General features: G+C 40.9%; 21 protein-coding genes. 3 read left to right on the forward strand and 18 right to left on the reverse strand.

Translation table 11 applies throughout. From position 1 onward, the window contains the following. Position 1 precedes the first annotated feature (1 nt). Positions 2-4,492: a glutamate synthase large subunit gene (gene gltB, locus FFM67_RS00195; RefSeq protein WP_137612664.1), complete on the reverse strand. Its 4,491-nt coding sequence runs from the start codon at positions 4,490-4,492 to the stop codon at positions 2-4. A 215-nt stretch (positions 4,493-4,707) separates the two neighbouring features. On the opposite strand from gltB, the gene efaR reads away from it, so the two are divergent. Further along, complete coding sequence (gene efaR / locus FFM67_RS00200; protein ID WP_137612665.1) at positions 4,708-5,355, forward strand: transcriptional regulator EfaR; 648 nt, start codon at positions 4,708-4,710, stop codon at positions 5,353-5,355. Positions 5,356-5,447: 92 nt separating this feature from the next. Further along, positions 5,448-6,962, forward strand: coding sequence for a glucose-6-phosphate dehydrogenase (gene zwf / locus FFM67_RS00205; protein ID WP_137612666.1), 1,515 nt, complete (start codon positions 5,448-5,450; stop codon positions 6,960-6,962). A 94-nt stretch (positions 6,963-7,056) separates the two neighbouring features. Here zwf and ileS read toward each other — a convergent pair whose 3' ends face one another. The 17 genes from ileS to FFM67_RS00290 form a co-directional block, all read right to left on the reverse strand. Continuing rightward, entirely contained in the window at positions 7,057-9,843 is a 2,787-nt protein-coding gene (gene ileS / locus FFM67_RS00210) for an isoleucine--tRNA ligase (protein ID WP_137612667.1), read from the reverse strand. 528 nt (positions 9,844-10,371) lie between these two features. Beyond that, positions 10,372-11,079: a DivIVA domain-containing protein gene (locus FFM67_RS00215; RefSeq protein WP_137612668.1), complete on the reverse strand. Its 708-nt coding sequence runs from the start codon at positions 11,077-11,079 to the stop codon at positions 10,372-10,374. 22 nt (positions 11,080-11,101) lie between these two features. Continuing rightward, a complete protein-coding gene (locus tag FFM67_RS00220) occupies positions 11,102-11,884 on the reverse strand; it encodes a YlmH family RNA-binding protein (protein ID WP_137612669.1) in 783 nt (260 codons plus the stop codon). A gap of 12 nt (positions 11,885-11,896) precedes the next feature. Continuing rightward, complete coding sequence (locus FFM67_RS00225) at positions 11,897-12,172, reverse strand: YggT family protein (protein ID WP_137612670.1); 276 nt, start codon at positions 12,170-12,172, stop codon at positions 11,897-11,899. Between the two features lie 13 nt (positions 12,173-12,185). Continuing rightward, positions 12,186-12,809, reverse strand: a complete 624-nt coding sequence (locus tag FFM67_RS00230) for a cell division protein SepF (RefSeq protein ID WP_137612671.1) — start codon at positions 12,807-12,809, stop codon at positions 12,186-12,188. A gap of 9 nt (positions 12,810-12,818) precedes the next feature. Continuing rightward, positions 12,819-13,496, reverse strand: coding sequence for a YggS family pyridoxal phosphate-dependent enzyme (locus FFM67_RS00235; protein ID WP_137612672.1), 678 nt, complete (start codon positions 13,494-13,496; stop codon positions 12,819-12,821). A 14-nt stretch (positions 13,497-13,510) separates the two neighbouring features. Beyond that, complete coding sequence (ftsZ, locus tag FFM67_RS00240) at positions 13,511-14,755, reverse strand: cell division protein FtsZ (protein WP_137612673.1); 1,245 nt, start codon at positions 14,753-14,755, stop codon at positions 13,511-13,513. Between the two features lie 89 nt (positions 14,756-14,844). Continuing rightward, positions 14,845-16,170 (reverse strand): cell division protein FtsA, encoded by a 1,326-nt coding sequence (gene ftsA, locus FFM67_RS00245; protein ID WP_137612674.1) that lies wholly within the window; start codon positions 16,168-16,170, stop codon positions 14,845-14,847. A 165-nt stretch (positions 16,171-16,335) separates the two neighbouring features. Next, complete coding sequence (locus tag FFM67_RS00250) at positions 16,336-17,436, reverse strand: cell division protein FtsQ/DivIB (RefSeq protein ID WP_174784443.1); 1,101 nt, start codon at positions 17,434-17,436, stop codon at positions 16,336-16,338. Positions 17,437-17,439: 3 nt separating this feature from the next. Further along, entirely contained in the window at positions 17,440-18,531 is a 1,092-nt protein-coding gene (gene murG / locus FFM67_RS00255; RefSeq protein ID WP_137612675.1) for an undecaprenyldiphospho-muramoylpentapeptide beta-N-acetylglucosaminyltransferase, read from the reverse strand. 10 nt (positions 18,532-18,541) lie between these two features. Then, a complete protein-coding gene (gene murD, locus FFM67_RS00260; RefSeq protein WP_137612676.1) occupies positions 18,542-19,906 on the reverse strand; it encodes a UDP-N-acetylmuramoyl-L-alanine--D-glutamate ligase in 1,365 nt (454 codons plus the stop codon). A 14-nt stretch (positions 19,907-19,920) separates the two neighbouring features. Next, complete coding sequence (gene mraY / locus FFM67_RS00265) at positions 19,921-20,883, reverse strand: phospho-N-acetylmuramoyl-pentapeptide-transferase (protein WP_137612677.1); 963 nt, start codon at positions 20,881-20,883, stop codon at positions 19,921-19,923. 16 nt (positions 20,884-20,899) lie between these two features. After that, positions 20,900-23,089 (reverse strand): penicillin-binding transpeptidase domain-containing protein, encoded by a 2,190-nt coding sequence (locus FFM67_RS00270; protein ID WP_137612678.1) that lies wholly within the window; start codon positions 23,087-23,089, stop codon positions 20,900-20,902. Continuing rightward, positions 23,090-23,467: a cell division protein FtsL gene (gene ftsL, locus FFM67_RS00275; protein WP_137612679.1), complete on the reverse strand. Its 378-nt coding sequence runs from the start codon at positions 23,465-23,467 to the stop codon at positions 23,090-23,092. Positions 23,468-23,471: 4 nt separating this feature from the next. Next, positions 23,472-24,425, reverse strand: a complete 954-nt coding sequence (gene rsmH / locus FFM67_RS00280; protein ID WP_137612680.1) for a 16S rRNA (cytosine(1402)-N(4))-methyltransferase RsmH — start codon at positions 24,423-24,425, stop codon at positions 23,472-23,474. Between the two features lie 15 nt (positions 24,426-24,440). After that, entirely contained in the window at positions 24,441-24,872 is a 432-nt protein-coding gene (gene mraZ / locus FFM67_RS00285; RefSeq protein WP_137612681.1) for a division/cell wall cluster transcriptional repressor MraZ, read from the reverse strand. A 167-nt stretch (positions 24,873-25,039) separates the two neighbouring features. Further along, complete coding sequence (locus tag FFM67_RS00290) at positions 25,040-25,411, reverse strand: DUF3397 domain-containing protein (protein ID WP_137612682.1); 372 nt, start codon at positions 25,409-25,411, stop codon at positions 25,040-25,042. 229 nt (positions 25,412-25,640) lie between these two features. On the opposite strand from FFM67_RS00290, the gene FFM67_RS00295 reads away from it, so the two are divergent. Next, entirely contained in the window at positions 25,641-25,757 is a 117-nt protein-coding gene (locus FFM67_RS00295; RefSeq protein WP_071860866.1) for a DUF4044 domain-containing protein, read from the forward strand. Positions 25,758-25,767 lie beyond the last annotated feature (10 nt).

A 25,767-nucleotide genomic window follows, 5' to 3' on the forward strand; every position in this document is an offset into this window, starting at 1 on the left:
CTTAGCCACGCTCCTTTCCAGCCGGTGCGGTTTGTTCACCGATCACCTCAACAAAGGCTTTTTCAATCAATTCCTCACCTGTTAAGCCAGTTTTCGCCAGCTCTTCAGTGACCCGAATCATTTCATGGTATTCTCTTGGATAGACTTTGACAAAGTGCTTTTGCGCTGTCTCCCAATCATTCAATAATTGTGCCGCCTTCAAGGAATCGGTATAAGCAAAATGTTTTTCGATCATTTCTTTCAGAACGCCGTCATCACCTGACTCGCCGAATGTAAAGAGCTCCACCATTTCCAGATTGCATTTTTCAGCAAAGGTCCCAGTCGGATCATAGACATAAGCGACACCCCCGGACATCCCCGCCGCAAAGTTTCGGCCGGTTGGTCCTAAGATTACCGCAACACCACCGGTCATGTATTCACAGCCATGATCGCCGACGCCTTCTACCACAACATTGGCTCCACTATTGCGGACACAGAAACGTTCTCCCGCTTTGCCGCGGAAATAACCTTCACCGCGATTGGCACCAAAGCAAACGACATTTCCTACGATTGGAGAATTTTCAACATCATATGCCGCATCCTCCGGTGGAACGATAATCAAGCGTCCACCACTCAACCCTTTGCCTACATAGTCATTGCCTTCGCCAATCAATTTCAATTCCATTCCTTGCGTAATGAATGAACCAAAGCTTTGACCCGCAATTCCTGTATACGTATATTTGATTTGACCCGGCGTTAACGCATAATTGCCGAAACGTTCCGCGATCCAACCGCCCATTCGTGCGCCGACTGTGCGATTGACGTTGTTGATTGGATAAGTCATCTCCACTAATTCACCATTTATGATGGCACCTTCTGCGAAATGATCCAATTCAGGCCATTCCCGTTTTTCTTTGAAGGGATCTTCCGTCTTTCGTTGAATCCCCACGCTAGTTGAAAAGATGCGGGAAAAATCTAATGATTTGGCTTTGCCCTTTGCAATAAAACGAGGCTGTAAGACTTCGGTGTGACCGATCATTTCGTCAATACTTCTAAAACCGAGCTCCGCCATGATCTCCCGTAAATCCTCCGCGATAAAATGCATCATATTAATTAAGTGTTCAGGTTTACCAACAAAGAATTTCCGTAAGGCTGGATTTTGGGTTGCTACCCCGACCGGACACGTATTCAAGCTGCAGACCCGCATCATGACGCAGCCGATTGCAACTAGCGCCAATGAAGCAAAACTATATTCCTCAGCCCCTAATAAGATCGCCATCGCGACATCCCGACCAGTCATCAGCTTACCATCTGTTTCTAACGTCATTCGTTGACGTAGATTGTTCATTGCCAAGGTTTGATGGGCTTCAGCGACACCCATTTCCCACGGTAACCCGGCATCCCGAATCGAATTTCGCGGCGAAGCCCCGGTTCCGCCGTCGTAACCAGAGATCACAACGACATCGGCGCCTGCTTTCACCACTCCGGTAGCGATCGTACCGACTCCGGTGCTTGAAACCAATTTAACATTGATCTTGGCATACGGATTGATTGCCTTTAGGTCATAGATCAGCTGCGCCAGATCCTCAATCGAATAAATATCGTGATGAGGTGGTGGCGAGATCAGTCGGACACCTGGTGTCGAGCCGCGAATCTCTGCTACCCATGGAAAGACCTTATTCCCCGGCAACTGTCCGCCTTCTCCCGGTTTCGCTCCTTGCGCCATTTTGATTTGTAATTCTTCTGCGCTCATTAAATACTCAGCATTGACCCCGAAACGACCAGAAGCCACTTGTTTGATCTTACTATTAAAATTCTTACCATCCGCTTGCGCTTTGAACCGTTTGCGATGTTCGCCGCCTTCACCACTATTGGATTTTGCCCCAATCGCATTCATCGCCTCAGCGATACATTGATGAGCTTCTTCACTTAAAGAACCATAAGACATCGCGCCGACTTTGAAACGTTTCACGATTTTACTCGCCGGTTCCACCTCAGATAATTTTACCGCTGGTCGCTCGTTTTTAAATTCCCAAAGCGAACGCAAGGACGTTGGTTCATCCAGCGCTTCTTGATTCATTTGATCGACATAATGCTTGAACAACTGATAATCACCTGCACGAACTGCTTGCTGGAAATTATAGATCGTTTTAGGATTGAATAAATGATGCTCTCCGTCTGCCTTATATTGGAAACTGCCGCCAGAAGCCAGCAGATCATTTTGACGCGAGCCATAAGCAGCTTCGTGCCGGGTCAAATATTCTTCTTCAATCTGGATCAAGGACAGTCCACCAATTCGGCTGGCTGTTCCAGTAAAGTATTTATCCGTCACCTGTTGACTAATACCCACTACTTCAAAAAGCTGAGCCCCATGGTAACCGGCAATCGTCGAGATCCCCATGCGGGACATGACTTTGACGATGCCTTTTTCCGCTGCTTTACGATAATTTTCCAAGCCATTTTCAATCTCAAAGGTTTCCAAGGTCGCGTAGGCCCCATAAGGATGAATACCACTGGCTCCATAACCGATCAAGGTCGCGAAATGATGGACTTCGCAAACTTCCCCAGAGTCTACCACCAGACTCACGTGAGAAGCTTTTCCCTTGCGGACTAAATGATTGTGCAACCCAGAAACAGCCAACAAGATCGGCAGCGCCATTTTGTCTGAAGCAAACCCGCGGTCACTTAAGATTAAGATCGTCGCTCCTGCATCAACGGCTCCTTCCGCTTCTTTAAACATCTGCTCCAAGCTGTCTTCTAAAGCATTTCGCGCGCCAACACGATACAAGGTCGAAACAGTCACGACTTTTTGCTGCTTGGTAGCTAGTTGTTGAATCTTTTGGAAGTCACTAGTGCTTAATACCGGACTGTTGATTTTTAATTTTTGACAATTTTCAGCCTGATCCACTCGCACATCGCCATCACGGCCTAAAAACATTTCCGTCCCGATCACAAGCTGTTCGCGAATCGCGTCGATTGGCGGGTTGGTAACTTGGGCGAATTGTTGTTTGAAATAAGTAAACAAAGATTGCGGCTTGTCACTTAACACGGCTAACGGAGAATCAAAGCCCATTGAAAGAACCGGTTCTTCCCCTTTTTCCGCCATTGGTAATAAAGCCCCGCGAATAATCTCATCCGTGTAACCATTCAGCTTCCACATCGTCTGCAATTCTTTTTCCGATAATTCCAGCGGTGCGGCTTCCACCTCAGGCAACTCTGTTAAGGCAATTCTGTGCTCCGTCAACCATTCACGATAATGATGAGCCTTCGCATATTTTTCTTTGATTTCTTGATTACGGTAAAACTTGCCCTTCGTCGTATCGACTAAGATCATGTTAGCGGGTCCTAAAACCCCTTTCTCAATCACATTGGAAGGCGCGAAGTCGACGACGCCGGATTCAGAAGCCACCTGTACAAATCCATCCTTCGTAATCGAATAACGAGAAGGTCGTAAGCCATTCCGGTCCAAGGTCGCTCCCACCATCTCACCATCGGTGAAACACAAAGCTGCTGGACCGTCCCAAGGAGCCATGAAGCTGGCATTGTATTCTTGAAAAGCGGTTATTTCTTCGCCTAAGTTGGCTTCTTCCGACCAAGCTTCTGGTACCATCATCATCAGTGCGTGAGGAATATCACGACCGTTGCGGTAAAGATATTCCATACAGTTTTCCAGTTTGGCAGAATCCGAATCTTCTTCATTATAAACTTCAATATCATGACTCTTCATCCAATTTTCTGAACCTCGCAAGGTATTAATCTCTCCATTATGAGCCAAGAAACGAAACGGCTGTGCTCGATCCCAGCTAGGAAAAGTATTGGTAGAAAAGCGTGAATGAACAACTGCGATACTCGCTTCAAAATCTTGGTCCTTTAAATCATCATAAAAGATTCCCACTTGATAAGCATGGAGCATGCCTTTATAGACGATCGTTTTAGCGGATAAGCTACAGATCGAAAGCTCGCCAGCATGATAAATTTTTTCTAGTTTTCGGCGTAAACGGAACAAACGGTCTTCAAACTCACGATCCGTTGCTACATCAACCGGTCGTTTTATGAATAACTGCACAAAGCTAGGCATGACCTTTTGCGCACCTGGCCCACAGTTTTCATATTGAAAAGGAACATCTCGTTGCCAAATAACAGGATAACCCACCGCTTCAATTTCAGTGATTAACGCTTTTAACAAGCCTAGTTTTTGCTTTTCTTCGGTTGGCAGGAAAAACATTCCTACCGCATATTGCGACTTCGCCGGTAACTGAGCCCCAAACTTTTGTGCTTCTCTTTGAAAAAACTTATCGGGAATTGTCGCTAAGATACCCGCTCCGTCCCCTGTTTCAGGTTCTGCGCCGGTACCACCTCGATGGTTCATTCGTTCTAACATCGTTAGTGCATACTCCACCAATTGATGGGATTTTTTGCCCTGCATTTGAGCAATAAAGCCCATACCACATGCATCCTTTTCAAAAGCAGGATCATACAAGGTCGGGGCTTTAGTACATTGTTCCTGTAACATTCACATCAATCCTTTAAATAGTTTGACAATTCTCATTTATTTTTAATATTCTACCTTTTTTATAACGATTGTGCAAGTTTTCTAAGAATTTTTTTTTAATTACCGCCGTTATAACATCTCTGTGTCTTTAAAATAAAAATCCAATCAAATGGAAATAAAAAGATTTTTTTGATAAACTAAAGCTGATATGCTTCGTTATGAAAGGATGAACATCAATGACACCGAACCGCGAAGATTATTTAAAATTAATATTAGAATTAGGTGGCGATGAAAAAAAAGTCAGCAATAAAAAAATCGTTGCCGGTTTATCCATTTCTGGAGCTTCGGTCAGTGAAATGATCAATAAATTAGTCAAAGAAGGCCTGGTGGAACACTCCCCTTATCAAGGAGTACAATTAACATCCGCCGGTTTGAAAAAGGCCAGTGCGTTAGTCCGCAAACATCGTTTATGGGAAGTGTTCTTAGTCGATCATCTCGGCTATTCTTGGAATGAGGTCCATGAAGAAGCAGAAGTCTTGGAGCATGTGACGTCTCCTCAATTAGAAGAGAGACTGGACAATTATTTAAGTCACCCCATCTTCTGTCCTCACGGTGGCATGATTCCTCAGCAAGATCAAACAGTCCATGAAAAGGAACGGATGACTTTAGCGAACTATCCTGAAGGAACTAAAATACGAGTCGCTCGTGTCTTAGACGAGAAGGAACTACTCGATTATTTGATGGACTTAGGCGTACAAATCCACGAAGAATTTACCATCACGAATATCGCTGCCTATGAAGGACCAATTACTTTACAAAACCAACAAAAAGAGGTATCAATCAGTTATAAAGCCGCATCAACGATCTTCGTTGATGCCCTATAAGATTTGAAGTTCTCTGTTCTTGGAAACGGTGACCTTCAAGGCAGGATTAGCACTTATGTACTCACTATTAAAACTACAAGGAGCGTAATTTTATGGAACAAGCTGCATTATTTACAATATTTGGCGGAACCGGCGATCTAGCACAACGGAAATTGTATCCGTCGCTATTTCGCTTGTATAAAAAAGGCAATCTTGCTGAGCACTTCGCTGTGATTGGCACAGCTAGAAGGCCTTGGAGCGATGATCATTACCGTGAGATTGTGTGTGATAAAATCAAAGATTTGAATCCTACCGATGAAGAAAAGAAAGATTTTGCCAGCCACTTTTATTATTTATCCCATGACGTGAATGACACTACGCATTACGATCAGCTAAAGGACTTATCTGACAAATTAGACAAACAATATGGTCTTCAAGGCAATCGAATATATTACTTGGCGATGGCACCTCAATTTTTCGGTACGATTGTTAATCACTTGAAATCTCAAAATATTTTGACAACCACTGGCTACAATCGTTTAGTGATCGAAAAACCGTTTGGATTTGACTACGACTCCGCAGCAGAATTAAATCAACAAATCCGTAACGTTTTCCCAGAAGAAGACATTTTCCGGATCGATCATTACTTAGGCAAGGAAATGATTCAAAATATTTCCGTGATTCGTTTTGGTAATAATATCTTCGAATCCCTTTGGAACAACCGCTATATTGAAAACATCCAAATTACTTTTTCCGAAGCATTGGGCGTAGAGGATCGAGGCGGTTATTATGAACAAAGTGGTGCCTTGAAAGATATGGTCCAAAATCACATTTTGCAAGTCGTTGCCTTACTAGCGATGGAAGTCCCAACTTCTTTTTCAAATTCTTCGATTCGCCAAGAAAAAGTCAAAGCTTTAGAAGCGATTCGCCGCTATTCGTCAGAAGAGGTTTTACAAAACTTCGTTCGTGGACAATATGGTGCTGGAACGTTAGATGGGAAGGATTTTGTTGCGTACCACGACGAGCCTAAAGTCGCTAAAGATTCTCTGATGGAAACGTTCGTTGCTGGTAAATTCTTAATTGATAACTTCCGTTGGTCAGGTGTTCCCTTCTACATTCGTACCGGCAAACGGATGACCGAAAAGGGCACCCGAATTAATATCGTGTTCAAACAATTGCCAGTCAATGTCTTTAATTTTGAACAAGAAGAAGCCAAAGGCGCCGACTTGCCGCAAAATATTTTGACGATTTATATTCAACCAACAGAAGGGTTCTCCCTAACCTTAAATGGCAAAAAAATCGGCCAAGGCTTCAACACAGAACCAGTCAAATTAAACTTCCGTCAAAGCGCTGAAGTGACAGAAAATAGCCCTGAGGCTTATGAAAAATTATTGCTGGATGCCCTGAATGGCGATGCAACCAACTTCTCTCATTGGGATGAAGTTGCAAACTCATGGGAAATCGTCGACCGTATCCGTCACACTTGGGACAAAACAACACCAGGTTTCCCAAATTACGCTGCTGGAACAATGGGCCCACAATCTGCCTTTGACCTGTTAGCAAACAATGGCCACGAATGGGCTTGGCAACCAGATCAGTGGTACCGCGAACGTGGAAAACTAAACTAATCCGATTGAAGCTGATACTTTTTCTCAGCTTCTTTTTGTACGCAAAGAAACCCATGTCAGATTATGACATGGGTTTCTTCTATTATATATGCTTTTATTCTAATCCTTCTGCAACAGCTTCTGGATAATATTCTTCTACAATATGAGCACATGACGCACATAAAGTTGGTAATTTTTCATCTTCACCGACTGTCTTACGAACTTGACGACAGCGGTCACACACTTCCCCATCGGCTTTTTCTACTAGAATAGCAACATCATCAAATGTCTTCGCATTTTCTGGTGCCACTTCTTTTGAAATGCTGAATGAATCAGGTGAAACGATTAATAATTGAGCTAGATCCGCATCAAGTGCGGTCAACATCGTTGCGACTTGTTCATTTGGATAAATCGTGACTTTTGCTTCCAATGATTTTCCGATAATTTTTTCATTCCGCGCTTCTTCTAAAGCTTTCAAAACATTGTCACGGAAATCCATGAAGGCTTTCCAAGTATCCAATAATTCTGCTTGATTCGCGAATGTTTCATAGCTTGGTAATTCTGCTAATTGAACATACTCTTCCTCTTCTTTTAAGTATGACCAAATTTCTTCAGTTGTATGAGGAATAATTGGTGTCAAAAGCTTCGTCAAGGCAACGGCCACTTGATAGAAAACAGTTTGCATGCAACGGCGTTCATAGCTGTCCTCTGCTTGGATGTAAACAACATCCTTCGCGAAGTCTAAATAGAAGGAAGATAAATCACCCGTTAAGAAGTTAACAACTGTTTTATAAATTTGTGTGAAGTCATATTTCTCATAGCCGTCTTCACGAATCGTTTTTATCACTTCATTTAAACGAACCAGCATGTATTTATCAACCGAGCGCAACTCATTGTAAGCAATTGTGTGTTGAGTAGGTTTAAAGTCCGTTGTATTTGCCAATAAGAAACGCATCGTGTTACGGATTTTACGATAGACTTCAGATACTTGGTTCAAGATATCCATTGAAACCCGCACATCTGCTTCATAATCCACACTGCTGACCCATAGACGCAAGATATCGGCACCCATTTGATTGATGACTTTCCCTGGAACGATTGTATTGCCTAAAGATTTACTCATTTTGCGGCCTTCACCGTCTAAGGTAAAGCCTTGAGAAAGAACTGATTTATATGGTGCCACACCGTTGATTGCGACACTCGTTGTGATGCTTGAGTTGAACCAGCCACGGTATTGGTCTGATCCTTCTAAATACATGTCCGCTGGGAATGTTAAGTTTTCCCGTTGACGTAAAACAGCTTCATGAGAAGAACCAGAATCAAACCAAACATCCATGATGTCTTTTTCTTTTGTGAACTTACCATTTGGCGAACTTGGATGCGTGAACCCTTCAGGTAATAACTCTTTCGCTTCACGTTCAAACCAAATATTCGAACCATGTTCCGCAAATAATTGCGCGACGTGTTCCGTTGTTTCTGGTGTGATGATCGCTTCTCCATCTTCACCATAAAAAATTGGCAACGGTACACCCCAAGCACGTTGACGAGAAATGACCCAATCCCCGCGATCACGAATCATATTATACAAACGTGTTTTTCCCCAAGGAATAATCCAATCAACTTTTTCAATTTCATCTAAAATATCTTGACGGAATTTATCAATCGATGCAAACCATTGTGGTGTTGCTCGGTAAATGATTGGTTTCTTCGTCCGCCAATCATGTGGATAGCTGTGAGTAAAGAATGCCAATTTAAGCAACGCGCCATTTTTTTCTAACAACTCAGTGACTATTGGATTGACTTTATCATAGAACACTCCTTCAAAGCCCGGAGCATCTGCTGTCATCACCCCGCGATTGTCCACTGGAGAAATGATGTCATTACGGTATTTTTTCCAAGCAAAGTAGTCGTCCTCACCATGACCAGGCGCAGTATGAACCAAGCCAGTACCAGCATCTAGTGTGACATGGTCCCCTAAGATGACTAATGATTCGCGATCATAAAACGGATGTTGAGCAGTCATGTATTCAAGCTCGTTACCAGAAACTTCCTTCAGAACTTTTGGATCTGTCCATTCTAATTCTTTCGCTACTGTATCTAGCAAATCTTTCGCGATGACATATTTTGCTCCGGCTGCTTCCACTACTACGTAAGTATATGCTGGATTCACAGAGATTCCTTGGTTAGCTGGTAAGGTCCAAGGTGTGGTAGTCCAGATAATAAATGACGTATCGGTATCTAAGATTCCCTTGCCGTCTTTGACTTTGAAAGCCACATAGATCGAAGCCGATTTTACGTCCTTGTATTCAACTTCCGCTTCAGCTAAAGAAGATTCACTTGATGGTGACCAATAAATAGGTTTCAAGCCTTTATAAATATAACCCTTTTCCGCCATCTTACCAAAGACGCGGATTTCCGCAGCCTCATAATCTGGTGTCAATGTGATGTATGGATGATCCCATTCGCCAGCAATTCCTAAACGTTTAAAATCTTCACGCTGTTTGTCCACTTGTGACAAGGCATATTCTTCACATTTTTTGCGGTATTCCGCCATCGTCATTTCTTTCCGTTTGATGCCTTTATTGGCTAACACTTGTTCGATTGGCAGTCCATGAGTATCCCACCCTGGGACATAAGGTGCACGAAAACCGGACATAGATTTTGAACGAACAATAATATCTTTACTAATTTTATTTAAGGCATGACCAATGTGGATATTTCCATTGGCATAGGGAGGGCCATCATGTAAAACGAAAGATGGTTTGCCTTCATTCAATGCTTGACGCTTCTCATAAATTTTATTTTCTTCCCACTCTTTTTCCCATTGTCCTTCGCGGTTTGGTAAATTTCCCCGCATTGGAAAACCTGTTTTCCCTAGTTGAAGGGTTTCTTTTGTTTTCACTATTGATCGTCTCCTTTTAATAATCTAAGCCATTCAATTAAGAAAAGCATGTTTATAAACTACGTATTACTTAGTGATGCGATTGAAAAACTGACAGTTAGCTCCCAATACAATAAAGGTAGCATTTTTCTAAAAATGAAAAATGCTCTTATGGTCACCACACCTACGATTCCACGAACTAAAGGCTCGAGGTATGCACTAGACAGCTAGCTCATATCAACAGAATTCTTTTCTTTGAAACAAAAAAATGATTCTATTTTCGTAGCATATCATTTTTTTAATCATGTTAAAGCATGAAGAAAAACTGACAAAAAAACAAGCTCATCCGCATAGGGACGAGCTTGTCGTGGTACCACCCAAAATTTGAAACTACTGTTTCCTCTTGTCATCGATAACGAGATGAGTCGTCAACCGCTACTTTCTTCACAGCTGAATGTTCTAGAGGATCTTTCTAATTAGAGGGTCTGCCGAACTTTCACTATCATCGGCTCGCTAAAAAGAAATCTAATCAGCTTTTCTGTTCTAGAATTATTCTTCGTCTGATTTAATTAATTCAGGGATATCAATCGTTAGGCCCATGTCCTCACCTTTCGGTTCATCAAGCACGATTGGTTCATCTGAGTCTACTGCATTCACTGTATCATTGTCAAGTTCATTCGATAGAACTTCTTTCAAAACTTCATGTCCATCGCCAACGTAGGCAGACATTGGTTTCAATAGTTCTTCCCAGTCGCCGCTGCGTGCTTGATCGATTTGTGTTTCTAACAACAACAATAATTGTTGGTGGAAGACCCGTGTTTTTTTCTTCAAGTCGTTGGTCTCAGCAGCCAATTGACGCGCGTTTGACGTTGCATCGGTTAAGATTTCTTTCGCTTTGTCTTCTGCTGTTGTAGTTAATAGATTTGCTTTTTGCATTGCATTAGAAATCATTTCATCTGCACGGTTTTGAGCTGAAGTAACAATCACTTCAGATTCCTTACTTGCAGAAGATTTCACTTTGTCAGCAGTATCTTGTGCTACAACGATGGATTGATTCAAGGCTTCCTTCAATTCATTGAAGTATTCTAATTTTTCTTCAGCATGCTTTAATGATTTTTCTAATTCACGATTTTTCGCGATACTTTCTTCATAATCCCGAACGATCATATCTAAAAAGTCATCAACTTCATCTTGATTATAGCCACGCATTTTGGTGGAGAAACTTTTGTTTTGAATATCTAATGGAGTTAGTGCCATTTTTCTGTTCACCTCATAATAGTTATTTTCGTAATACGCCTAAACGCAAACGGATTTTTTCTTTCTTTGTTTTTCCTTCAATTCCTTGTATCTGAATTCGTCCAAATCCACGAACAGAAACAACGTCCAATAAATCTAACAAATAATCTGGTCGTTCATTTACAGACCAATTGACCTTGACTTTCCCCGCTTCTACTAGTTGCTTCGAGCGTTGACGGGAAATGTTATAGACTGTTGAGATCATAACGTCTAGCCTTAACGAGCTAGCTGTAGTAACTTCTTCCAGCCAACTGTCTTTCGGAATAATAATATCCGTATAAGGGCGTTCTTCTAAATGAACAGTTACTCGACCGATCTTTGTCACTTGATTTACGATATAGCTGGCCGAATCCTTCGCCAAAAAAATTTGCCATCGCTCTCCATTTGAAATAATATCGCCAAAATAATCTCGTTTGATTCCAGCACTCATTAAAGTTCCTAGAATCTTTCCATGGGAAAGATCTGTAAATTTTTGCGGATATTTGATCTCAATCATGACCAGTTCAAAATCATCGGTTTGCGGTTCATAGTAATCCGGATAAATCAGGCACCGACAACGCTCCGCACGTTCATACCCACCATAAAACGAAAACTTCAGCTCACTTGTTTCACGAACCAAGGTTTCCAAAATATATGCTTGCCGAGGATCCAAAAAATTCGTCAAATAAGGAGCGTATTGGCTTTCAACTTGTTCTAACCAATCGCCAACACTGTCAATAAATGCATGTTCCTCCTGTCTAAAATGCTGATAGACATTCGCATTCATTTTGCCACCTCCTTAATAAATAATATTGATCAGAATTTTTCTTAAAACCTCCATGAAAAAATTTAATGCGAGAATTGCTGCCATGATTGAAAAATCGATTCCGCCAAATTGTAGTGGCAACCGCCGAAACAAATCAAGAAAAGGCTCGCAGATTCTTCCTAATAATTGGCCCAGTCTGGACTGATAAGCCCCTGGAAACCAAGACATTAACGCATAAACCACTAAAAGAATCGAATAAAAATAAACCAACCGATTCAAAATACTAAAAAGTGTAATAAGTAATTCCAACTAAGCGGCTCCTTTACATTTCTAATCCAAAAATATCTTCATCAACAATCGAACTTAATGTAGAATTATCAATCTCTATATTCGTTGGTGTACACAAGAACATTTCATTTCCTACACGTTTGATATCACCGTCGATCATAAATACCGCACCTGTCAAAAAATCAACGACCCGACGTGCTTTCATTTCATCAAGAGATTGGAAATTAATTAAGACAACCTCCCCTTGACCAACACGCCTAGCAATTGCCATTGCTTCAGAATAGGCTCTAGGTTCTACCACTGAGATTCGACTTTTACTTTTTTCTTCAACTTTTGGTGCAAAACGCTGCGTCCTATTATTACTTGGCATAGAAACAACGTTGTCATTTTTCCTTGGTGTACTTTCTGCCATTTTAGCAACCGTTTCAGCTCTCCGATTAGTAGCGGGCGCTGCCGGTTGAACGCTCTCTTTGGGACGCGCTTCTTTTTGCAGAGGGTTAGGGCGTGAGTTTACACGCTCCTTTTTCATTGGTGTGCTTCTTGGTGTTTGTTGCTGTGGGCGACTAACCTGTTTCTTTGGTGCAGGAGCTGCCTCTTCGTACATATCATCATCTGCTAACCCAAAAAAATCAGTGATTCTTGCTAGACTAATTCCCATTAACTTTACCTAACCTTTCTTAAATAGTGCCGTTCCGATCCGAACAAACGTAGCACCTTCTTCAATTGCCGTTTTGAAGTCTTGGCTCATTCCCATACTTAATTCTGTACAAGGCGCATACTGCAAGTGTAACTCTCTCACGCTTTCTTGGAGCTGTCTCAATTTCGAAAAGACTGCACGAACTTCTGATTCATTCGCGTCATAAGGCGCCATTGTCATCAAGCCGATCACATGAACCTTATCCAATCCCTCTAAATCCTTAATGAAAGAAAAAAGCTCTTCTGGCGAAATGCCATGCTTTGATTCTTCTCCAGAAACATTTACTTCAATAAAACAATCTATTTGATGTTCAGCACGCTTTTGAATTTCTTGTGCCAAACGTAAACTGTCTAATGCATGAAAGAAATCAATTTCATTGATAATTAATTTTACCTTGCGACGCTGTAAATTGCCAATAAGATGCCATTTGATATGCTGCTTTTGTGAAAGATGTTGCTTTTTCTCAAGTAATTTATCTACCCGATTCTCAGCTAAATTTCTGACACCTAGTTCAACAAGTTCATTTGCGTCAGTAGAGTCGACACTCTTGGTCACTGCAACCATAGTAATATCCTGTGGGTTACGTGAAACAAGAGCACACGACTCCTGAATCTCTTGCTGGATTCTATGCAAGTTTTCAGCGATCATGTGCTCTCCCCCTTTTATTTTCTACGGCGAAAGAATGGTGGTGTGTCTAGTTCTTCGTCTTTTTCAGGTTTTACTTCTTCACGATTAAACGTTTCAAATTCTTTCTTTTCAATGTTATCAAATTGTGTTTCTTCAACTTTAGGACGGATGTTTTCTTCTTTACGAATATCCCATTCGCCAAAGCCAGATTGACCTTCATTGTTTCTTGCAGGTTCAATATCTAAATTTTGTTTTTGTGGAACTGACTGGATTTGACTAGCGCGGTCACGTTGTGAATTACGCGTAGCCTTACGCTCCTTTTTTGTTGGATCAATTCCTGTCGCAATTACTGTCACGCGAATTTCATCACCTAATTCTTCGCTGATTGATGTACCTAGGATAATATTTACATCACCCGTTGCCGCATTCGCAACAATATCAGAAGCATCTTGCGCTTCGAATAAGGTCATGTCCAACCCGCCAGTAATATTTAACAATACTTGTTCAGCCCCATCAATTGATGTTTCAAGTAATGGAGAAGAGATTGCTTTCTTAGTTGCTTCAACGACACGATCTTCACCGCTAGCAACACCGATACCCATCAAGGCTGTTCCTTGATTAGCCATGACAGTCTTCACATCAGCAAAGTCCAAGTTTACGTAACCAGGAGCAGTAATCAAGTCTGAAATACCTTGAACCCCTTGACGTAAAACATTGTCTGCTTCACGGAATGCTTCAAGCATTGGCGTCTTCTTGTCAACGACTTCTAATAGACGATTGTTTGAGATGATCAACAATGTATCGACGTTTTCTTTTAAGGCTGAAATACCTTCCGCTGCGAAGCGTCCACGTTTTGGTCCTTCAAAGCTGAATGGTCGTGTAACAACGCCGACTGTTAATGCACCAAGGTCTTTAGCAATTTTCGCTACGATTGGAGCAGCTCCAGTACCTGTTCCGCCGCCCATACCAGCTGTAATGAAGACCATGTCCGCACCTTCTAACGCATCGCGGATTGCTTGTTCACTTTCCTCAGCTGATTTTTGACCAACTTCTGGTTGTGAACCTGCACCTAAGCCACGAGTGTATTTAGGGCCTAATTGAATAACTGTTTCAGCTTTAGAATTTTTAAGAGCTTGAACATCAGTGTTTGAAGCGATGAATTCAACGCCTTTGACGTTTTCTTCGATCATTCGGTTGATAGCATTGCCACCGCCGCCGCCAACACCGATAACTTTAATAACTGCACCTTCGTTAATATTGTTATCTATTGAGAATTCCATGTTTTCTATTTCCTCCTACTTCGTAATTAATGGATTTATTTTCCATCAGAAATATCCGCTTGATTTCAGTACAAATAATATGCTGTAAATTAATCAAAAATATTTGAGAAGAAGTCTTTGATCTTCCCAGTTACTTTTTCATCATTCTTAGGTTTTGTTTCTTCTTCATAATCATTAGAAGCGTCGTAGTCATCATACACAGGTGCTGTTGAAACAGCATTCGTTTGCGGCGCAGCCGATAACGAAACCTTTTCACCCGTTACAGCTGATTTTGCTAAATGATAGACGTCACTCAATTCAGCTGAATAGTTCACGATACTGATTACGTTAGTAAATACTGGATTTCTCAACCCCATTTGATTTGGGACGTGCAACTTAACGGTGGTTCCAAAAATATCTTCTGCTAAGTCGACCACACCGGGTAAGCTTGCGGCTCCGCCAGTTAAAACAATCCCACCTGGCAAATCAAGTGCTTCGATTTCATCAAGCGATTCTTTTGCTTTACGGAAGATTTGTTCCAATCGAGCTTCAATGATTTCAGCTAAGTAGCGTTCATCAACTTTAATCGGATCTGTTTTTCCAATCACATCAACTGGAAACTCTTCATCAGCAGAGGTACGACTTGGGTAGGCATCCCCATAATTAATTTTTAACGCTTCTGCATTATTGAATGATGTATTTAAGACGATGGAAATATCTTTAGTAACAAATTCTCCACCTTCTTGATCAACATGAGTAAATTTCAGTTGTTTATCATGCATAACTGCCGTCGTTGTTTGACCGCCGCCCATGTCAATGACGATTGTCCCAAAATCTTTTTCCCCATCAGATAACGTAGATTCTGTTAGCGCTAAAGAAGTAATCACTGTTTCAGCGACAGTCAGACCTGCTTTTTCAACACATTTCGTGATGTTGTGAAGAATTGTCTTAGGTCCAGTAAAGACTAGGCCGAACATTTCAAGGCGAACACCAATCATGCCTCGTGGATCTTTGATTCCTTCAAAACCATCAACAGTAAACTCTTGAGGAAGTAAAGCAACGATCTGTCTTTCAGGAGGAATGGAGCGAACCATTGCTGCTGAGGCCACATTCCGAACATCGTCATCCATAATTTCTTTTGAATCATTGTTTACAGCGATCATGCCTTGACAAGGCTCAACTTCTAATAGATTGGCAGGCAATCCCACGCTGACGCTTTTGATCTGAATCCCAGCTTTTTCCTCGGCCTGTTTCACTGCTCGTTGCATCGCCTGTACTGTTTTATCGATGTCTACGATAATCCCACGATTGATTCCTTCTGATTTTGCGTTTCCAACACCAATAATATTCATTTGGCTATCGATGTATTCGGCAACAACAACTTTTATCGATGTTGTCCCGATATCAAGGCCTACATACATTCCTGCTTTTGTCATGAATGGGATTCCCTCCTATTTTCAAATAAATGCTTTATTCAGATTTAAAGTTTTAACTTACTGTTAAGCATGAAATATAATTATTTGCAAGTAATTCACTGCCTTCAATTTTACCACATTTTACCCGGAATGAAAAAGAAGATTCCACATTTTCTTGTAATAAATTTAATCATTTCCAGCAGGCGTTTCAGATTGATCTGTTGAGTTTTGAGTCACTTCTTCGCCGGTAGAATTTTCCGCGTAAGGATAACTATAAATCCCCGCTTCCATATCCACTACGCCTTTCATTTCTTTGGCGCTCATTTCTTTCGCAATTTGTGGATAATACTGCATTTTAGTCCCCATATCGTGAATGCTGACCAATACTTTATTGCCATCATTCATGAAAACTTCCAATAGCTCTTTGTTCTCATCCGTAGGAGCGTATTTTATTTGCGATATGCCTTGCTTTACTTCACCGGATAATTTTTTATATTGCTCCAAGACGCTCAAGATTTTTTTTGAACTAGTGAAGCTCTCTAAAATAGGCAAATCGCCATTCTCTTTAGCCACTTCAATGGGTATAATTTTGCCATTTGAAATAACGGGAGAATATTTACCCTCATTATCTATGTAAGCAACCTCTGGATACTCTTTCACTTTCACTTCAAAATGATTGAATCCTTTAAAGTGAACACTAGCGTCTTCAATTTGTAACTCTTGTTTTTTTAAATTTTTTATATTGTCTTGGCGATCAAAATATTGTGACCAAAGGTTGTACCCCACCGAAAAATTCAAGTCTTTTTCTATGGCTTCCGTTGAAATTCTTTGATTGCCTTCAACACTAACTCCGCCCAGTTTCCCCAATGGAGAAATATAATACAATAATAACAGTGCTGGAATAGAAAATAAGCCGATTAAGATCGTCGAGCGCCGCAGTAATCGTTGATTTCGTTCATGCTTAATATTAGGCAAGCGATCTAAAAAGGACCCATTTTTAGGACCAACGGGAACCTCTTCCCCTAATTCTTCCTCTACCGGTAACTCTTCCTCTGACTTTTCAGAATCTGGCTCTGTCTGGATAGTTTCTTCTGCTGGCTCACCATCGTCGTCAGGTACCGATTCCGATTCTTCAACAGGGTGTAACTCAGGGTCACCCTTTTCAAACGCTTTTTGTTTTAAGTATTCGATATTGGCCAACTGCCAAGGTGTTAATTTTTCTTGCTTCGGCCGTTCCTCTTTTTCTTCCTCTGGAAACTCTTCACGACTAATGGTTCTCACCTCCAAAAGTTATTTTACAATTTCATTTACCAATGACCAAAGACGCTCTGCCGCATCTGGAATTCCTTCTTGCCTCGAAGCTCTTGCCATGCGTTCTTTCAGTTCAGGATCTCCCATAATCTGATCCACTGCTTCAACCAGATTATCGCCTGTTAACTCGGCATCAGCGATCATTTTAACCGCTCCCGCATTCACTAAACTTTGCGCATTCTTCGTTTGATGATCATTGGTCACATAGGGACTAGGAATCAAAATTGCCGGCAGACCTAAAGCTGTAAATTCAGCAATTGACGTGGCACCTGCACGACCGATCAATAAATCGACATTCGCCATAACATCCGTCATATTTTTTATATACGGCTGTAATGACAAATTACAATTGATTTTTTTCATATCAACTTTTCCAGATAATTCGTTATAATAACGATCTCCTGAGGCATACAATACTTGATATTCTTTTTGACCGAACTGCGGCAAAGCTTGAATTACTGCTTGATTGATTTTCAAAGCGCCTTGGCTACCGCCAAAAATTAATACCGTCGGAATATCGGTTAATAATCCATACTGCTCTAACACGTCCGACTTGCCACTAGTCATAACTTCTTGCGCTCGTGGATTTCCAACTAAGACCGTTTTCTTTTCAGGAAAATATTGTGCGGCATCAGGAAAACAAATCCCTACTCGATCTGCAAAACGACTCAAGAATTTATTAGTAATTCCTGGTACACTGTTTTGTTCATGAACAATCGTAGGAATCTTCATCCGAGCAGCAGCATAAACCACTGATCCCGAAACATAGCCTCCCGTTCCAATCACCACGTCAGGTTGGAAATCTCGCAAGATTTCTTTTGAACGCTTAATACTTTCAAGGAATAATTGAACAGTTTTCACGTTATCCATGGAAAGTTTTCGTTTAAAGCCTTGAATTTTAATAGTTTTAAAAGAGATGCCCGTTTCAGGCACAATTTTATTCTCCAATCCACGATGTGTTCCGACATATAAAAATTCTGAATCAGGTTGGATTTTTTGTACGTAGCGGATAAATGCTAAAGCCGGATAAATATGTCCACCGGTTCCGCCGCCTGTCACAAGTATTCTCATTACTACTTCCCTACTTTTCTAATTGTTTCACTGCGTGCATAAACTTGTCTCCGCGAATCTCAAAACTAGGATATTGATCCCAACTAGCATTTGCTGGAGAAAGCAAGATATTATCCCCTGCTTCACTTTGTTCATAAGCTAGAGGGACAGCTGTTTCAACATTAGCTGTCTTAATAATTGTTTGGATACCAGCACGTTTGGCCGTATCAGCTAATTTTTCTTTGGTTTCACCAAATAACAAAATAGCCTTAATTCCTTCGAAGGCTGGGATCAATCCATCAAAGTCATTTCCACGATCTAATCCTCCAGCCAAGAGAATTAAGTTCTCATTATCAAAACCACTTAAAGCCATTTCTGTCGCTAAAGCATTTGTCGCTTTTGAATCATTGTAAAATTTTCGACCATTGATCGTGTCCACGTATTGCGTCCGATGAGGGACACCATGGAAATTGCTTAATGCAGAACGGATGCTTTCATTTGAGACGCCCTTTAATTTGGCAACGACGATCGCTGCCAAAGCATTTTCAATGTTATGGGCACCTGGAACACCTAATTCAGCGGCAGGCATAATATTTTCTTCTTGATAGTACAAATCACCATCGAGCAAATACGCACCATTCAGCAATTTTTCTTTGGTAGAAAAAGGAATGACTTGGGCTTTTGTCTGTTTACTCATTTCTTGCAATTCCGCAGAGTTCCAGTTTAAAACTAAAAAATCTTTGACGGTCATATTCTCTTGAATCGCCCACTTCGCTGCCACATAATTTTCCCGGGTCTTATGGTAATCCAAATGTGCTTCATAAATATTTGTAATCACCGCGATTTGCGGCTTGAATTCTTCGACACCCATCAACTGGAAGCTTGACAATTCCATCACGATATCATCTTCAGAACTTGCCTGCATTGCTACTTCACTAGCAGGAAAACCAATGTTCCCAGCAAGTAGTGCTTTCCCAGCTGAACGTTCCTGATTCAATAACAGTCCAATCATAGTGGTCGTAGTCGTCTTACCGTTTGTTCCGGTGATACCAATAATCGGACATTCGGCAATTTGATACGCTAACTCTACTTCAGTCAAAATTGGAATCTGTAATTCTTCCGCTTTGGCAACTAGAGGATTGTCATACGGGATGCCGGGGTTTTTTACCATTAGCGAAAAATCTTCATCTAATAATTCAATCGGATGATGACCCGTAATCACCCGTATCCCTTGTTCCAATAAACCTTGGGCTTCAGGATTTTCCTCAAACGGTTTTCCATCGTTGACGGTAACAAGTGCGCCCAAGTCATTCAATAACTTGGCCGCACTAAATCCACTCTTGGCTAATCCTAAAACTAAAACTTTTTCGTTTTCATATTTTTTAATTTGCTTCATTTCTCAGTCATCTCCTACAGTACTATCAATAACACGATGATGGACGCGACTAGTCCGATTGACCAGAAGACCGTGTCTACCTTCCATTCCGACCAGCCAGACATCTCAAAATGATGATGTAGCGGGGACATTTTAAATACCCGCTTACCAGTCATTTTAAAGGAAGTAACTTGAATAATCACGCTTGCTGTTTCAAATATATAAACTAAACCAACCAATAGCAAGGTCCATTCTTGATGCAAGACGACCGAGATAGCCGAGAGTAAGCCGCCCAAAGCTAATGAACCAACATCACCCATAAAAATTTTGGCTGGCTTTTTATTATATGGAAAGAAACCGATTAATCCACCCATAACAGCTAAGCAAACAATTAACACCTCGTACTGTTGCTGCTTCCAAGCAATCAATCCATAGGTCGCAAACGAAATAGTCCCCAGTCCTGAAACTAGGCCATCAATTCCGTCCGTTAGATTCACAGCATTTGAAAAACCAACCAACCAGAAAATAATGAATATACCATAAAAAACACTCAATGGCAGTTCAATGCCAAAGAAATTCAGCGTATTCGGATAGCCCTCCATGCGATAGACCACGTAAAAAATAATGGCCACGACGACTTGGGCGATAAATTTTTGTCTTGAAGTAAGGCCCTCATTTTGTTTTTTTGCTAATTTAATGTAATCGTCTAAAAAGCCGATGATTCCATACAACAACAAGACAAAAACTAAAATCAACAGTGACGTTGTCATTTGCTGTTGCCAAAGGCTAAACCAGATAGAAGTAATCACGGCAGCGGCCAAAAATCCTAAGCCGCCCATCGTTGGTGTTCCCGCTTTTGAATTGTGCCATTTAGGCCCTTCATCGCGAATCTCTTGACCTTGCTTTCTCATTCTAAAATAACCAATAATGAATGGCATGCCTGCGACAGTAATTGCAAAACTACTGGCAAAAGCGATAAAATATTGTGCCGGTTCCATTTTCTTCTCTCCAGTCTTAACCTAAGGTGATTTTCAATTTCTTTTTTGAAATGTCAGCAAAAGGAGCGATGCTTTGTTTAGTACAGTAGCCCTCACCTTTAAAGCTGACATCGATATCTAATAGGTTCGTTAATTTTAATATATCTGCCTTTGACCACCCACGTACATCCGGCATCTCTTTCTTACCATCTGTTAATAGGATCAAATGCTCATTGGCCATGACTTTTTCGCCAGGCTTTGCCGATTGTTTCGTTACTTCATCACCGTCACCTACAACCACTGCTGTCAAACCACGCTTATTCGCATCAGCAGCAGCTTTTGAAGTAGCTAGATTACGGTAATCCTCAACCGTTACTTCTGTATCATTTTCTTCATCCGCGGAATCCGATTCATTATTTTGAAATTCCATTGCACGACTTAATAATGGGTTGGCAATTTCTCCCAACACGCCGGCTGAATAATGTTGTGGCTGTTTCATTGTCAGATACAAAATGTATTCCGGATCTTCTGACGGTAGCATCAGCGCAATCGAGTAGATATAGTTTGTATCTCCTGTTAAGTAGCGACCATTTTCTGCAATCTGAGCGGTACCTGTTTTAGCAGAAATATGATAGCCTGGCACTTTGTATTGATCGTAGGCTGATCCATAGTTCTCACTTTCGATCGTATCTCGCATATATTCACGAACCTTTTGTGCCGTCTCCGCTGTGATAGGTTCCCCTACTACTTCCGGTTTCGTGATAATTTCTTTGTTCGTATTTGGATTAGAAACTTTTTCAATATAATGAGGCTGCAACATTTTCCCATCATTTGCAACGGCAGTAAAGCCCCGCATCATTTGGAAGTTTGTTACCCCGATAGCCTGACCATAAGAACTCATTGCTTGGTCGACAATATTTGAAGTTGGCAGTGTTCCTTTAGACTCTCCAGGCAAGCCGGAGTAGGTACTTTGTCCAAAGCCAAACCGTTTCACATACCCAGGCCATTTATCGCCTAATTTCTCTTCAAGCTTGACCATTCCTACGTTACTTGACCAAGAAAGAGCTTGCCGCATCGTTAAAATACCCTTTTTCCCTAAATCCCAGTCATTAATCGTGGCATCAGCTACTTGAATTTTTCCAGATAAGTAGCTTTCATTTTCGTCAAAAACACCTTCGTTCACAGCTGCTGACGTCGTAAAGACCTTCATCGTCGAGCCTGGTTCATAATTGGTCTCGACTAAGAAATTCTGCCATGCATCCTCTTTGCCTAATCCTTCTTTAGTTTCAGGGTTGAACGTTGGCCGTTGAGACATCGCCAAGATATCCCCGGTCTTTGCCTGCATCAAGGTTGCTGTCAGTTCTTTCGGCTCGGCCTCAGTATTGACTTTGTCCATTAGGGTTTCCAAGTAGCTTTGTAGTCCGCCGTCGAGGGTCGTATAGATATTTTCCCCATCCACTGCTTTTTTCTCCTCGGCTACACTGCCAGGGATTGGACGTTGATTCTCATCCTTTTGATAAACAATTTTTCCATTTTTGCCTTTGAGTACATCATCATAAGCAGCTTCAACGCCCATCATCCCGACAAGTTCTTCCTTTTTATCAGGTTGAGCATATCCAATGAAATGAGAAGCAAAGTTCCCATTCGGATACATCCGATCGGTGTGTTCAGTAAAGTATAGTCCCTTTACTTTAGCTTTCTTCATTGCATCTTCCATGTTCTGTTTCGTTTCTTCAGAGATGTTCTTTCCTTTATTTCCAAATTCGACTTGATAATATTTACTTGTTCCGTCACTGTTTACACCGCTCTTTAATGTTTTCAATGCGGTCTTTTCTTTAATATCCAAATTGTTATGTAAGATCGAAGCCAACTCATCAAAATTCTTTTCTTGAGCGTAAAGCTTTTCTTTCCCAGAAACATAGCTTTCTGACAGAATCGCATAAACAGAATATGAAGTTGCGTCTTCAGCGATTACTTCGCCGTTACGGTCATAGATTGTTCCCCGTTTCGCTTTGACAACATCTTCTCCTCGATAGAGCTCTTCGGTCTTTATTTTTAATGAGGTGCCTGCTACGTGACCTCCTGCCACCACATAGATCATGCGAACGGCAAACAAAAAGAACAACCCAATACTCGTAGCAAACAAAACAACACCTACTTTTTTGCGATTGTTCATCGGAGTCAAATTCTTTTTTCGGATTTTTCTTTTTAGCCTTTTAAAGCGCATTTACTTCACTTTCCTTAAATTTGCATCATTGATTGAGAGACCAGCTTTCTCAGCAACTTCTTTCAAACGATCAGAACGTGATAACTCACTCTTTTCTTGTTGCAATTGAGTCGCTGTCTTTTCTTTTCCATCTATATCTGTTTGAATGCTAGTAATGTCATTTTGCGTTTTGCTGATTTCATTGCGATAATTCACCATTATGATTGATAAACCAATCAGCATGACTAAGAAAGCTAAAACAGCGACCTTCTCAATCCGGGTGATTTTCTTTAGACGATCTCCGGGTGAAACAAAGACTTGGAAAGAGTCTGGCGTTTGATGAATTTCTTCTTGTGGGGAATCAAATTGATCGTATTGTTGCCTTTTTAATTCTGCCATACTCCTATCCTTTCTTCACTTTCTCCGCGATTCGTAACTTAGCGCTTCTCGCACGATTATTGTCTTGTAATTCCTCATCTGAAGGAACAATTGGTTTTCGATTAACTAATTTCAATACTGGTTGGAATTCTTCCGGCACAACCGGCAATCCAGGAGGCATATCCTTTGGCGTGCTGAATTCTTTATACATCGTTTTTACAATCCGATCCTCTAAAGAGTGGAAGGTGATGACACTAACTCTGCCATTAAGCGCCAATAACTCGATTGCTTGTTCCAAAGAGCTTTCAATGGCGCCCAGCTCATCATTGACCGCAATTCGAATGGCTTGGAATACCCGCTTAGCTGGGTGACCACCTTTCCGTCTAGCAGGAGCTGGTATCGCTTCTTTGATCACATCTACCAATTCACCAGTCGTCTTAATTGGTTCATCGGCACGCTTACGTTCAATTAGGCGCGCGATTTGTTTCGAAAATTTTTCCTCGCCGTAACGAAAAAAGATTTTTACTAATTCGTGGTATGAATACTCATTGACTACTTGGTATGCACTCAACGGCGCCGTCTGATCCATTCGCATATCCAGCGGAGCGTCTTGGTGGTAACTAAAGCCACGCTCTGCTTCATCTAATTGAGGAGAAGACACCCCAAGGTCATATAAGATCCCATCAACTTCTGTTACACCCAAACGGTTCATTTCAGTAGTCAGTTCTCTGAAATTCGCTTTGACGAAAGTCACTTGGTTTTGTTCCACATATTTCGCTAAGCGAATTTTAGCATTGTCGATTGCTTTTTGATCTTGATCAAACGCATAAAGATGCCCTGCTTCACCCAATTGACTCAATAGATATTCGCTATGTCCAGCACCGCCTAATGTACAGTCAACATAAACACCGCTTGGTTTGATTGCTAAACCATCGACAGTCTCATGAAGCAAAACGGTCGTATGTTGAAAGTCTGTCATTACTAATCCTCTTCTCTAAAATCCAAAATCTACCATTGTTTCTGCTATATCATCAAAACTCGCTTCTGTTTCTTTAGTAAAGTCATTCCAACGAGTCTGATCCCAAATTTCAATTCGATTTGCTACACCGATGATCACGCATTCTTTTTCAAGCAAAGCATGATTGCGCAAAGAAACGGGAATATTAATACGTCCCTGTTTATCAATCTCGCATTCGGTAGCTGCGGAGTAGAAAAAACGAACGAAGGCACGCGCATCCTTTTTGGAAAGAGGCATTTCGTTCAATTTTGTTTCTAAGTGGTTCCACTCGACTAAGGGATAGCCAAACAAACAGCCATCCATGCCGCGGGTAACGACGAATTTCTCGCCTAGCTGCTCACGTAATTTCGAAGGAACAATCAATCGTCCTTTTGCATCAATATTATGCTGAAATTCACCCATGAACACGTAGACTTCCCCCTTTTCCCCACCGCATGAGTTTAGTCTACCACATTCCCCCACAATCTACCACACTTTGTAAAAAACAAAAATAACACTTTATTGACCTTTTTTAACCATATGATCTAATCAAGGTCTGCGGGAACAATTAGGAGTTTTTTTATAGTTTTTTTATTTTATAACGCATAAATAATGCTAACCAAGATTAAAATCAAATACATTAAAACAGAGAGTAAAAACGTTAGACGCCAAAACATTTTAAAGAAGCGTCCATACATTATTTCGCGATAGCGATAGGCTTGAAAAACCACTACGCTTATTCCCAACAACAATATGGTCAATAAAAAATATGGTAAAATAGAGAACGTGCTAATACTTTTAGATATTTCGTGCATTCCGACGATTAAAAATGGCACGGTAATGTCCGGTGTTCTCAAATTAAATCGCTGTTTTAGTTTAAAAGTTGTTACAATATAATCCGACGCTAAAAAAACTATTAATGGAAAAATGTACCATAACAAAATAACTGGTGAAAATGCTGCCAACAACTACAGTCCTTCCTATCAAAAACTATTACCCTAACTATACTGCATTATCGTTACATTCGTGTATCATTTCATTTAAAATATAAAGGATTTAGCAAGTTTTAACAATTGAATTCATGATATCGCCACGAAAAGATTTTTTAGTATTTTTTAAAAGTTTTTTCCGAATAATTGCGGAGTTTTAAAAAAAAGAGTATGATGAGTTTGAGATTTTTATGAGGATGGTGACAGCATGAATAATAAGAAATCCACTAGTACATTTTCTAAAGTAACTAAAGTCGTTATTTGGACTATGTTAATATTAACGATTGGCTCATTAATTTTAAGTAGCTTGATTAGTATCATGTAAAAATTTGACC

This window comes from Enterococcus viikkiensis, from assembly GCF_005405345.1.
GTDB classification, from domain to species: domain Bacteria; phylum Bacillota; class Bacilli; order Lactobacillales; family Enterococcaceae; genus Enterococcus_A; species Enterococcus_A viikkiensis.